The 12,664-nt window shown below is 41.2% G+C and carries 14 protein-coding genes; 7 read left to right on the top strand and 7 right to left on the bottom strand.

Annotated features, from left to right (window positions below):
• Window positions 1–89 precede the first annotated feature (89 nt).
• On the top strand, window positions 90–941 hold the full coding sequence (locus ACQY3F_RS00840; protein WP_428353049.1) for an HvfB family MNIO-type RiPP peptide maturase: 852 nt from the start codon (window positions 90–92) through the stop codon (window positions 939–941).
• Window positions 922–1,677 (top strand): DNA-binding domain-containing protein, encoded by a 756-nt coding sequence (locus ACQY3F_RS00835; RefSeq protein WP_428353048.1) that lies wholly within the window; start codon window positions 922–924, stop codon window positions 1,675–1,677. Before ACQY3F_RS00840 ends, ACQY3F_RS00835 begins: the two co-directional genes overlap by 20 nt.
• Before the next feature lie 79 nt (window positions 1,678–1,756).
• Here ACQY3F_RS00835 and ACQY3F_RS00830 read toward each other — a convergent pair whose 3' ends face one another.
• Entirely contained in the window at window positions 1,757–2,161 is a 405-nt protein-coding gene (locus ACQY3F_RS00830) for a type IV pilin protein (protein WP_428353047.1), read from the bottom strand.
• 177 nt (window positions 2,162–2,338) lie between these two features.
• Between ACQY3F_RS00830 and ACQY3F_RS00825 the strand changes: the two genes are divergently transcribed.
• The 4 genes from ACQY3F_RS00825 to ACQY3F_RS00810 are packed head-to-tail and all read left to right on the top strand — an operon-like array spanning window position 2,339 to window position 5,138.
• A complete protein-coding gene (locus ACQY3F_RS00825) occupies window positions 2,339–2,884 on the top strand; it encodes a GspH/FimT family pseudopilin (RefSeq protein WP_428353046.1) in 546 nt (181 codons plus the stop codon).
• A gap of 56 nt (window positions 2,885–2,940) precedes the next feature.
• Complete coding sequence (locus tag ACQY3F_RS00820; RefSeq protein ID WP_428353045.1) at window positions 2,941–3,570, top strand: PilW family protein; 630 nt, start codon at window positions 2,941–2,943, stop codon at window positions 3,568–3,570.
• A 33-nt stretch (window positions 3,571–3,603) separates the two neighbouring features.
• A complete protein-coding gene (locus ACQY3F_RS00815; protein WP_428353044.1) occupies window positions 3,604–4,926 on the top strand; it encodes a pilus assembly PilX family protein in 1,323 nt (440 codons plus the stop codon).
• A gap of 26 nt (window positions 4,927–4,952) precedes the next feature.
• Window positions 4,953–5,138, top strand: a complete 186-nt coding sequence (locus ACQY3F_RS00810) for a type II secretion system protein (RefSeq protein ID WP_428353043.1) — start codon at window positions 4,953–4,955, stop codon at window positions 5,136–5,138.
• Window positions 5,139–6,240: 1,102 nt separating this feature from the next.
• Here the strand turns inward: ACQY3F_RS00810 and ACQY3F_RS00805 are convergent.
• Window positions 6,241–6,384 (bottom strand): hypothetical protein, encoded by a 144-nt coding sequence (locus ACQY3F_RS00805; protein ID WP_428353042.1) that lies wholly within the window; start codon window positions 6,382–6,384, stop codon window positions 6,241–6,243.
• An 841-nt stretch (window positions 6,385–7,225) separates the two neighbouring features.
• On the bottom strand, window positions 7,226–7,435 hold the full coding sequence (locus ACQY3F_RS00800) for an addiction module protein (protein ID WP_428353041.1): 210 nt from the start codon (window positions 7,433–7,435) through the stop codon (window positions 7,226–7,228).
• Between the two features lie 290 nt (window positions 7,436–7,725).
• Between ACQY3F_RS00800 and ACQY3F_RS00795 the strand changes: the two genes are divergently transcribed.
• On the top strand, window positions 7,726–8,973 hold the full coding sequence (locus tag ACQY3F_RS00795; protein WP_428353040.1) for a hypothetical protein: 1,248 nt from the start codon (window positions 7,726–7,728) through the stop codon (window positions 8,971–8,973).
• Between the two features lie 126 nt (window positions 8,974–9,099).
• Here the strand turns inward: ACQY3F_RS00795 and ACQY3F_RS00790 are convergent, their stop codons facing one another.
• From ACQY3F_RS00790 to zwf, 4 genes are all read right to left on the bottom strand, one after another.
• Complete coding sequence (locus ACQY3F_RS00790; RefSeq protein ID WP_428353039.1) at window positions 9,100–9,582, bottom strand: asparaginase domain-containing protein; 483 nt, start codon at window positions 9,580–9,582, stop codon at window positions 9,100–9,102.
• A gap of 182 nt (window positions 9,583–9,764) precedes the next feature.
• A complete protein-coding gene (locus ACQY3F_RS00785; protein ID WP_428353038.1) occupies window positions 9,765–10,325 on the bottom strand; it encodes a hypothetical protein in 561 nt (186 codons plus the stop codon).
• Window positions 10,326–10,489: 164 nt separating this feature from the next.
• Entirely contained in the window at window positions 10,490–11,155 is a 666-nt protein-coding gene (pgl, locus tag ACQY3F_RS00780) for a 6-phosphogluconolactonase (RefSeq protein WP_428353037.1), read from the bottom strand.
• A complete protein-coding gene (gene zwf, locus ACQY3F_RS00775) occupies window positions 11,152–12,633 on the bottom strand; it encodes a glucose-6-phosphate dehydrogenase (RefSeq protein ID WP_428353036.1) in 1,482 nt (493 codons plus the stop codon). The genes pgl and zwf overlap by 4 nt, the downstream gene beginning before the upstream one ends.
• Window positions 12,634–12,664: the final 31 nt, after the last annotated feature.

Below are 12,664 nucleotides of genomic sequence, written 5' to 3'. Positions count from 1 at the left end.
CTCCTCACCCAACCCTCTCCAGCAAGAGAGGGCTTAAGTCAACAGCATTGAGGTGCAGCTTGGCCTCACAACCATCATCGGGGAAAATCATGCAACACACACAAAACCTGGTACATGACGCAGGCCTTGGTTTACGCAGGTCATTTATAGATCAGGCACTAACGACCCCTATCAAAAATGTCAGCTTTTATGAAATAGCACCAGAAAACTGGATGCCTCTAGGTGGAAGACTCGGCAAACAATTTCGCGCCATGACCGAACGCTACCCTTTTGTCTGTCATGGTTTATCACTTTCCATCGGCAGCACAGATCCGCTAGACGAAGATTTTGTTAAAAACTTAAAAGACTTTATGTGTCTACATAAAATCAAATTTTATAGCGAACACTTAAGCTACTGTAGCCACGAAGGACACCTCTACGATTTAATGCCTATTCCATTCACCGAGGAAGCAGTGCATCATGTCGCAAAGCGTATACAGCGCGTACAGGATATTCTGGAACAAAAAATCGCCATCGAAAACGCTTCCTATTACGCCGCTCCTGGTCAGGAAATGACTGAAATTGATTTTTTTAATGCCGTCGTGGCAGAAGCGGATTGTGATGTGCTATTAGATATTAACAATACTTATGTCAATAGCATTAACCATAACTACGATGCCGAAGAATTTTTACAAGCTATTCCCGCGCAGCGTATCAGTTATGCGCATATCGCAGGGCATTATGTAGAAGCCGAGGACTTTCTTGTCGATACCCATGGAGCAGAGGTTATCGACCCTGTATGGCAATTACTAGGCAAAGCCTACGAACTGTATGGAGTGTTTCCGACACTATTAGAAAGAGATTTCAATATCCCCAGCGTGGCCGAACTAGAACGAGAAGTTGGCACTATCCAATCGATACAAAACGCATGGCAGACACATAATGAACAGCTCTCAGCATAAAGTAGACTTTAAAGCCACACAGGCGGAGTTTACATCTTATATCCGCAACCCCGACACTCAGCCATGTCCAGAAGGTATCAAGCCGGAGCGCATGCAAATGTATCGCGAGCTATGCTTTAATAATGTTGAGAGTTTTTTATCCAGCAACTTCCCGGTATTACGCAAAATAACCAGCGACAGCCAATGGCAACAACTAGCGCAAGATTTTTTTGCCAATCACCCCAGCACAACACCGTATTTTTCGGAAATTCCTGAAGAATTTATTGTTTATCTGCAACAGGAAAGAGTTGCTGGCGCAAATGATTACCCGTTTATGCTAGAGCTTGCGCATTATGAATGGGTAGAAATGGCACTATCAATTGCTCAGGAAGACATAGTTGAACCGAAAATAAATCAAATAAGCGATTTAACACAAACACTCAGTATCTCACCCTTAGCCTGGGTATTGGCTTATCAATTCCCAGTGCATAAAATATCGCCAGATTATCTGCCCCTACAAGCGCCAGAGCACCCCAGTTATCTTGCCGTATATCGCAACCAGGAAGACCAGGTGAATTTTATCGAACTTGCACAGATGAGTTATTTTTTACTGCATACACTACAAGAACAACAAGCGATTAGCATTGCAGACTGTCTATCTCAAATCCTGCCTGATGATTCCGCTGAGTCACTGGAAAATTCAGCTATAGAAGCGATACAGCAGTTTGTAGATAAGCAAGTTATATTAATTGACTAACTACCCGATTATTTTTATCATAAAAAACAACGTACTCATATGGGATCTGTTGAGACATGAACACACAATGGGTTTGATTCTATCGACTCCAGCAACCAGTATCAGCGTAACTATCATTATCGATGATTTTCCCATCTTGGTTGACAGCATAAACACCACAATCTGAGTCGGTAAATGTTGGATCAGCCGTTATAAGGTAAGTTGTAGCATCAGCCCCCCCAACGATAGCAATATTGTAATTCCCCTCGGGAGAAGTAGCGATAACACCAATAAGTTCAAGTGTAGTACCGTAAGTGGAATTATTAGCTCTGTATTTTTCTTGTGCTAATTGCGCACCTAGTAGCGCCACCTTAGCATCCCCTCGCTTAGCACGTAAAACATAGTCCATATAGGAGGGATATGCAATACTACCTAAAACCCCAATGATGGCAACAACAATCATCAGTTCAACTAGTGTAAAGCCTTGACTCAGTGGTTTTTTCATGGAAATAGCCTTTAAATGAGATGAAATACTATTGCAAGCATAACATAGTGTTACCTTATTAAAAGATGATGATAAGTATAATATGAGAACCAGTTAACGGTAATATATATAAAACCGTGCTATGAATAACTATATACAGAAGCATCCTAATAATAAAAATACCTCAGGTTAAAGGAAATGAACAAAAAATACGGGCTAGCTTTTACCCTAACTGAACTAATGATTACAGTGGCTATAGCAGGAATTCTAGCGTCTATCGCTGCGCCGTCTTTTATAGAAATGATACAACGTTATCGTTTAAAAACTGTTGCAGAGGCTATACATGCAAGCCTTCAATATGCAAAAATGCAGTCGGTAAAGGAAAATAAATCAGTTGAGTTAAGCTTTAAAAGAACATCGAATACAGTTTGGTGTTACGGCATTACTGATGAAGCAATTGCTTGTGACTGCATTGCTGATGCCGCAGCGTGCACGATCACTGAAAATGGAACGGCAATACAAAAAGTTATTAGTAGCACTCATTTTTCTAATGTGCAGTTAGCTGCCGAACCCGCAAATGCCTTTTCATTTAACCCAATTAGGGCAACTGTAACTAGCAATGGTGTAACCATTAATAACGGTCCATATACCATTAGAATTAAAACCTCTGGCTTTGGGAAAGTCAGTTATTGTGTTCCTATTGGAGAGTCATTATGGGGAGGGTATAAGCAATGCTTACCATAAGAAGAAGAAGAAGAAGAAAAATAACTACAGAGTCGGGGTTCAATTTGGTTGAGCTTATGATTGCATCAGCCTTTGGAATGGTAGTGACTGCAGGAGCGATCACAATTTTTTTGGCGATAGCAAATTCTAATAGAGATGTCCTCAATGCGATTAAGTTAAATCAAGAATTGCGCGGTGCCATGTCTTTTATGGTTAGGGACCTAAGGAGAGCCGGTTCATGGAATTATGCAAATGCTGCTGCAGCAGCACTTGCAAAGGGGGACCCCCCACCATTGACGTCATCGAACCCTTTTAACCAAGCAGGACAAATTACCGGCACTCCTGCATGTGATCCTGTTGCAGATGATTGTACCTATACTTGCATAGAATTTACTTATGATTTATCAGGCGATGGAGCACATAACGGCAATTCAGAGTTATTTGGTATTGGCTTAAAGGACAACGCGATCAAAACGAAAGTAGCTGATAAAACTTGTCCAGATATGGACGGATGGCAAGGTATCACAGATGATTCAGTAGTTAATATCACAAACTTCCAAATTATCGACTTGTTTCCAGCAAGCTATGATGGCACACAAATCAGGCTATTGGAAATACGCTTAACAGGCGAACTCGTTAAAGATTCCTCGGTCAAACGGGATCTCGTTGAATTTGTTCGTATCCGCAATGACTTTTTAGAGCCATAATTACAATATTAGTCCTGCATAAAGGAGCTAAAAATGAAAACAAATAATAAAGGCACAACTTCCCTGCATAGTCGCAATAATGGCGCAGCAACACTGTTAGTAGCCGTAATATTAGGGTTTCTTGCTATTTTTATCGGTATCTTTGCAAGTCAGGTTGGCATTATGGAGCAAAAAACTTCAGCGAATGATGCCCGCTATAAAGAGGCTTTTGCTGCAGCTGAAGCAGGGCTGGAAGATGCAATACGTTATGTGAAAAAAAATGCATCCATTATTACAGCAGCAGCGGCTGAGGATCCTCCAGTGGCATACTATCTTAAAACGCCAAAATCAGTACTCACTGGAGGGGCAAGCTATTTTTTTGAAATAACCCGCGTAGAAAAAGCAAACGCCTTAGTTGAGGTTATATCGACCGGGACTTCCGCTGACGGCTCTGGCGAGGCAATTGTTCGGCAAATGCTAGGCTATTATAAACTTAATAATGCCGGTGATGGCCCCGACGTCCCATTGATTGTTGATGGCCCTATTGATGTGTCAGGTAGCATGGAGATCGTTGTTAATCCTAATGGTGGCGGAGCCGGTATCCCACTAAGTATGTGGACTAGTGAAACAATTACACTGGGTAATAATAGTGCGGGAACTTGTCATATGCATGAGTACCTTGATAGTGATGATATGCTAGATCCAGTCAATAACCCCTATCAAGTTTGCGACCCCAACAAATGTTTTTGTCTTGATAATGAACGTATTTCTAATACTGTTGATGATGACAACCCTAATGGTAATAGTACTCCAGGATATGACACAATTTCAACGAGTAGTGGATATAGTGATGGTAGTGGTATTGCCCCTAATTCTGATATAGATGAAATTGGTTTTCCAGATGATATGTTTGCGTATGTAACGGGGACTCCTGGCCCCGAGTGGGAAACCAAGAAAGGTGAGATTGCTGCTAATGGTGGCTTATATAACAATTGTAACGATCTTAACACAAACACCACTGGTAATATTTGGATTGAAGGAGATTGTGACCTTAAAAATGATATAGCTAGTGTGGTCGCACCCGTTCTATTAATTGTGCATGGTAACTTAACTATTACTGGTGGTAAAATTTTCGGTGTTGTATTTATTTTCGCTAAAGAAAATGTAATAGACCTTGAAGTTACAGGAAATGGTAATGGGGCCGTGTATGGTGCGCTGATCTCTGATAAACCATTAAAAATACTAACTAATGGATCATTTGACATTGTCTATCAAAAACGGATTTTTGACGCTATCTACGGTACAGGAGGTATTGACGAGACTTCTGATGCATTTAAGGATATTGCACGCGTTGCTGGAACATGGCGTGATTTTTAACCCACCTAAACACAATAGGTATAGTCATGAATATTAAAAGTAAACAAGGTTTTGGTTTGATTGAAATAATGGTAGCTTTAGTGATTGTTGCCGTTGCGGGTGCCGCAGGAAGCAAATTACTGGGCGTGCTTTTTGAAAGTAGTTCTGACGCACAATCCAGATGGCTTCCAGTATCTTGGCTACTTCCCTTTGCAGGAGTTTGTCCGCGATGACCGGGATCCCTAGTCGACGTAACTTGCCGTTCGTTTTGGGAATGTATTTTCTAAGAACCAACTTAGCCCGATAAGTATTTTCTTTGACTTGCTTTACCAGTTGCTCAATATTCGGTAGTAGATTTTCTTCGTATGCTTGCGCATCAATTCTATCCACTCCCGCGCTTGCTTTTCGGTTGATAAAATCCCAACACCAAAACAAGTAACCAACGGTTAACATGCCAAATAAATTCCGAAATCGGTAAGTTTTATCCTGTGTCGCTTTGTTTGCTATCCCCTGCAGGGAGGTTTGCTTCATTAGTCCAGTCCTTCATGTCTGGGTAAAGTTGCCTTTGCAGGCTACGCAGTTCAGTTCACCCCTTCCCCCTGTACGTAGCTTTCCCACGCTCCGAGTACTATGAGTGAATCTGACCCCCATACAACCTTCAGCCACCCTTCTTTTGGTTGGGCAGGCTTACCTGTTATTAATCATTCAGGAGCCGTATGGGCCTTGCAAGTTCTCTGTCACTTCTCTCTGCACATGTCACGCCTTACAACACCGGCAAATCCTCCAGAATCTCACCTTTACGATTCCTTTGTATAGGCTTCCGTTTTCCCGAAAACGTCGCCATTTGCTTTTTATCGTCTAACGATGCTAAAAACAGCTTCAGGGATATGCGTATCCCCTGTGACCTATGCAGTTCTCTGTGTACGCTTCGTCTCCATTGTTCGCTTTTGCAGCAGTCGTAACCGCTAACAACGCTCCGCCGAAGACGCAACACTCGATACTGGTGGTTGGTTAAACCTTATGAAACTAATACAATAGCTTCTCCAGACAAGGACTTTCACCTTGCAAGAAATGACAAGCTTCGCTTGCCGCACCAGGAATGACGGGGTTGTTAATATGCTGATTATTCATGTTTAATTTTGGCTATGTACTCATTAAGTGTTGGTGATCACCTAAGTTATTGTTTTTAGGTAGTCATAGCAAAAGATAAATGCCCGTAATCATTGGCCTTTAAGTCTTACCAACAGCTAATGCAGACATAGCCTTAATTTTACTATGGCTGAGAGCCATACGTAATCAGGTAAGAGTAGATATTGGTATCAATTAATACTTTATTCATTTCCAGAGTTCAGCATCAATGTGCCGCTCAGCATCAACCGCACCCTGAACAGTATTAAACTGTTCCTGATCCCAACTACCAAAAAGCTGATCTAAGTCATGAAAACTTTGTGTAAATTTTTTGCTTTTAATTATGCCCAAGTGCTGCTTTAATACGTCAATAACAACAGAATTGACACTTTTTTTTCTTCAAGAGCTAATTGTTTTAATCGCTCTGAAAGCTCATCATCAATACCTCGAACCGAAAGTGAACTCATAATCTTCTTTTCCTCACAAATAGTCTCAAAGTGCATTCATATTATGCATTTAGATAACGGCTGTCAAGCTGTACAGGATGTGTTGATGATAGGATACGCATCATGCGCGAAGGGCAAAAGGGGGCTTGTTTTTGCATCTAGCAAAAACCTGGGAGGTTCATGGCGAACTATCATTCGCTAATAGCGCTGAGAAATGAAACTTTCTCTGCTGAAAACATCCTTTGATTTCACTTCTTGTATACTTCTATTGCCTGCAGTTTATTTTTAAGCCCGTTTTTGCCATTTTTTAGGGTGGCAGCTTCCATGCATAACTGCAACAATAATTACAGATTCCCCCTCAATCATATAAAACACATTAAATGGAAAACGTTCTAATACTGCCCTATGTAATGATTTATGAACTTTTTCGTACTGAAAGGGATTTGCTTCAATAATTTCTCCCTTTTTCTCAACTTCGTTTATCCTAGAAAAATCAGTTGAGCGCGAATTTATAGTGCAAGATATTGAGTTAAAATAACACTTTCAAAAAATTTTAGCTTCACCCATAGGTTAAGCGGACATTTTTTGGAAGTGCTGTGGAATCAATAACTTGCGCTAGAAAACGTGAGCAACTGATTTTTCTAGGTTTATGAACTCAAAACCTAAATCAACTCTTTGTGTTTCATACCATTTAGCTGTTTCTTCAATATCCAATTCTGCTTCTGGTCGATACGTTATTATATAACTCACAGCTTCCTTCTAATATCGGCAAATACAAACTTTGCCTCTCTTCCTTTATTGTTATCAAGGGCGTAAGCTTCTAACCGAGAGTTGAGTTCTATCTTTTGTTCTTTTGTAATCGGTAGAACTGCTTTTTCTGCTGCAATGCTATCCCATAAGTCTTCAACTAACTGAATTTTTTCATCAAGTGGCAATGTATTTAAGTTTGCTATCATTTTAAGATACCTCTGATAATTTGAATTTTAGCACCTTTTATTTTTTCTTGAATATATCGCTTGGGTCAGTTGGCAGTGAATAGGGAGCACAAGCGTTATCACAATAAAACCCTGCAATATGTTCTGAGGCACTTGGAAATAAATAATCGTCCAATATTTGGGCAGGATTTTCGCCCCCCAGCCTTCTCCAATACGAAATGAGTCTGAAAGTAACCTCGTATTCTAATATAGAATGAGTCTAAACTGACAAAACCAGATAATCTGTTCATGATGAAGGAATGAAAGCCATCATGAATCTTAAAGCACTAAAAAATACGGAAGAATTACAATCATTTTTGGAGGGGTCACAAGCGGTTGCCTTTAGCCTGCCAGGTAAAAAGGAAGAGCGCTATGCCTTTATTCAATCTACCTTAAAACAGTTTCACTACCGAGCCATCACTAAACGGCAAAAAGGGGTTGTGATTCGGTTTTTACTGCAAGTAACCGATTATTCTCGGCAGCAACTAACACGACTGATTAACCAATACCTAAAGACAGGTGTTGTGCAGCTCAATAAAGTACATAAGCCCCTAGGATTCAAACAGAAATACGGCGCAACCGATGTCGCGTTATTAGCAGAAATGGATGAGCGATATGACACACCAAGCGGCGCCGTTATTAAAAAGCTTTGTGAACGAGCCTACTGCATTTTTAATGAAGATGACTATCAAAATATTGCCAATATTTCAGTCTCACATCTCTATAATTTACGGCACTCTGCGGGCTATCAGAAGCAACGAAGAACCTTTGATAAAACCAAGTCTAGGAAGGTTGCCATTGGCGAAAGACGTAAACCAAAAGCAGAAGGTAAGCCTGGCTATATCCGTATAGATACGGTACGTCAGGGCGATCAGGATGGTATAAAAGGCGTGTACCATATTAATGCCGTCGATGAAGTAACTCAATATGAAGTCGTCTTATCTTGCGAGCGGATTAGTGAACAATTTTTGCTACCCATTTTGACCGAAATGCTTGAAACTTTTCCCTTTAATATGAGGGGTTTTCATGCGGATAATGGCTCCGAATACATCAATCACAAAGTGGCTGAACTGCTTAACAAGCTCAATATTGAGCACACTAAGTCACGGTCAAGGCACAGCAATGATAATGCATTAGCGGGAAGTAAAAATGCCTCAGTCGTGCGTAAAATCTTTGGTTATAGTCATATAGAGCAGCATTGGGCTGATGAACTTAATGTTTTTAATAGAGAGCACCTCATTCCCTTTATTAACTATCATCGTCCTTGCTATTTCCCAACGACCCTTACCGATGAAAAGGGAAAAGAAAGAAAACAATATCACTATGATAAAATGATGACGCCTTATGAAAAGTTGAAATCACTGGATCGGAGTGAAGATTACCTAAAAGATACGCTAACTTTTAAGATGCTTGATAACGAGGCTTACAAGGTAAGTGACAATCAAGCAGCTGACAAAATGAACCTCGCTAAAAAGCGATTATTTAAACAAATAAATGAACAGAAAAAAGCCTGCTTTTAGGGGTGGACTAAAGGCTCTGTTCAGACTCATTTGTTAATTGGAAAATACTCCCCCTCATCCCAGCCTTCTCCCTGAGGGAGAAGGAGCTATTAACAGAGACTTTGACAATATATGCCTCATCACATCCTATATTGCTTTAAATTCTCCGCGTTGCTTATCCTTTACGACTTTGTCCCAATCAAATATTTTGCCGTTCATAGTGATATAAATACCTACGGGTAAAAGCTGCACGGCTGTTATAGCGCCGCCTAGATTAAATAAAGCATCTGACTGCTTTATTGCATGAGGTACCATTGCTCCGACTAGCACGATGGTTTTGTCTTTTATTGATAAAGACAGGTGTTTTGCTGTTTCTACCAGGGTATCTGTACCATGGGTGATGATGATTTGCTGTGCGTTAGTTGCTATACAGCTTTGCTTTATCCCGTCCCGGTCAGACTCGGTCATTTCCAGGCTGTCTTTTAGCATGAGTTGTTGAATATCTATCTCTACGCTACACCGTGCCTGTTTAAGCATGGCCGGCAAATGTGTTTCCGGGAAATATAATTCGCCATTTAGCTCGTTGTAGCGCTTGTCTAGAGTGCCGCCGGTAATAATAAGTTGTATCATTGATAGTCGATAAAAGGCTATTAGCCCCAGTCATTATGTTAATGACATAGGATGTGTTGAGGAACGAAACGCATCCTATAAAACACGCTTAATTCTGATCACTACAGCAATTACTCATGCTTGTTATTCCTATATAAAATCAAGTCTTCCCTTATCTAAAGACAGCCAGTAAAGTGAGTTTACTATTCGCTTTCTCCACCTTTACACTGGCTACATGTATCATTCCAGATTGGGTTTTCCAGATCATCTTTGTGCAATTTTTTAGTATCTTCCGGGTATATATGCCAGAACGATTGGTCTATCTTGGCATTATCGTAGCCTTCTTTTCTACCATGGTTAAAGGGACACCACCAGTTTTCAATTAGCTTTACCAGGTATGCATGCCACTCAAATAAACCGACACTTACCGGGCAGTACCAAGTACAGTTTAAAATCCAGTATAGACGGGTTTGTGCCAGGCTCAAGAAAAAGCTGGCATCCATGGTAATCTGATTTTTAAATTTATAGCGGTGAGTTTCCCTTTTTGGCAAGAAATCAAATAGGGTTTTGAGGTTTTCAGCACCGACCATTTTTAAATGGTAGTAGGATAAAAGCGCACTGGTAATTACAAAGGGCCAGGTGAGGATGGGCAAATAAACCAATGCCAGGCCTACTCCGCGGCGCCATGGGGCGATATTTCTATGGTTGCGCCCTATATTGACGCGGTGTTCTTCCTGGGTTGTAGATGATTCACAAGCTTTCATTGATGGTCTCCTTTTTTCAGAGTTATTTTTATTATTTAAATAAAATTTTAATGATACTGTCACACACAAGCATGTACAGAAATAGAAGTAGGGCGGTGCTTTAGCCCGCTGGCTATCATAGCAGCAGGCTAAAACACCACTCTACCTTGGGTTTTTACATTGTATTAAACACTCAATAACACATCCACATCCGATACGGGACATAGATGTGTTACTGGTAGATCTTGCTGATTTTTCCATGCAGCCAGCGCATCATGCTTATCACCAGAGACAATAAAGATAAGTTCCTCTGTATTGCTCAAAGCTTTAGCACTGATTGTTACTCGGTCAGACGGGGGTTTAGGCGAATTATGTACCGCATGTGTCAACTCATCAACATTGTGTACATGCCCGGGAAATAAGCTGGCAGTATGACCGTCTTCTCCCATGCCCAACAAGACTAAATCGAATTTACCCGCCTCAGCAACATCTTTGGCATATTGTTCGGCACCCGCTTCAGCACCGAGTTCAGCCGGTATACGGTGAATCTGTGCGCTAGGAATGCCTACTTTGTCCAGCCATTTTTGCTCAGCTTCCAGACTATTACGTTCGCTGTCATCAATCGGCAAGCAACGCTCATCACCATAGTAAATATGCCACTTGCTCCACTCGGCCTGCTGAGTCGCCAATAGTTGATAGGCTTTCACCGGGGCAGTGCCGCCTGCTAAAACCAGCTTAAAGGCATCATGCGCTTTAATAGCTTTGTCTCCTGCGTCTAATACACGCTGACATACCGCTTCTGCTAACTGATCAATTGAATCATACGGCTTCCAGTTTACAACTTGTGTCATTTCTCCACCCGCAAAGTATTACGCCAATGCTGACTGTCTTTGTCAAACAAGCGACGCTCATTTGGCCCCCACGAGCCTGCCGGGTAGGTTTCGATATAATCACGCTCAACCGCCCATTTATTAAGAATCGGTTCGACAATTTTCCACGCATATTCAACTTCATCGTAACGCAAAAATAATGAACGATCGCCTTCAATCACATCCAGTAACAGGTCTTCATAAGCATCTGAAGGCTGCTCATCTTCATTACGAAAGCTCGCATCTAGATTACTTATACGGGTTTTCATTTCCAGACCAGGCTCTTTTACTGTCATTTCCATACGAATACATTCTTCAGGTTGTATGCCTAAGAGCAACCAATTCTGACTAATTTTTTCTGCCATGGTATTTTTAAACAACTGTGACGGTGCATGTCTAAAACAAATGGAAATACTGGATTGAGTTTTTTCCATGCGCTTTCCGGTGCGCAAATAGATAGGAACACCACGCCAGCGCCAGTTATCTATATATAGCTTCATGGCTGCATAGGTTTCTGTCACGCTACTTTGAGGAATACCCTCTTCCTGCAAATAGCCATTTGCATCTTCACCATCTATGGTACCGGGTGCATATTGGGCACGAAATGACTGGGCATTAACGGCTTCTTCAGGAATCGGGCGTATCGATTTAAGTACTTTTACTTTTTCATCGCGCAAGTCCTCTGCATTCATGGAAACAGGCGGTTCCATCGCCACTAAAGTCAGTAACTGCAATAAATGACTTTGTAGCATATCGCGCATCGCACCCGTATGGTCATAATAAGCGCCACGAGTACCTATACCTAATTTCTCTGAATGCGTAATTTGAATGTGATCAATATAATTACGGTTCCATAAAGGCTCCAGCATCGCATTAGCAAAGCGGAAAACCAGTACGTTTTGTACCATCCCTTTACCTAGGTAATGGTCGATACGATAAATCTGCTCTTCACGTAGATATTTGCTGATTTTATTTTGTAATGAACGTGAGCTTTCCAGGTCGGTACCAAAGGGCTTTTCAATAACCACTCTGCGCCAGAAGTGTTTTTCTTCTAATAAATTCGGAACACTCAAGCGCTCAATAACCGAGCTAAAATCTTCAGGATTAATCGCCAGGTAAAAGGCAATATTCTGTGGGAATCGTTCCGTATCACTCAGTAAAGTTGCCAGGCTGCTATAACACTCCGCTTGCTGCAAGTCGCCTTTATGATATTGAAAACGGCCAATAAAGCGCTGGAATACTTTTTCATCAACACCGCCACGCGCCTTCTCTTCCAGCATAATACGCACTTCAGATAGCCATTTATCGTTATCCCAGGGGCGGCGGCCGATGGCTATAATTTTGGTGTCTTTATCCAGGCGGTTCTCAATATCCAGATGATAAAGCGCTGGCACTAATTTAATGCGCGATAAATTTCCCGTTGCGCCAAAAATAACATAAGTACAGGGATCAGTTTTCACTGTAGATTCCTTTAATTTGTTTTAATAATAA

This window comes from Methyloprofundus sp., from assembly GCF_965251085.1.
Lineage (GTDB): Bacteria > Pseudomonadota > Gammaproteobacteria > Methylococcales > Methylomonadaceae > Methyloprofundus.
The sequence above is the reverse complement of the archived record's forward strand: the minus strand, read 5'-3'. Positions and strand labels throughout refer to the sequence as shown.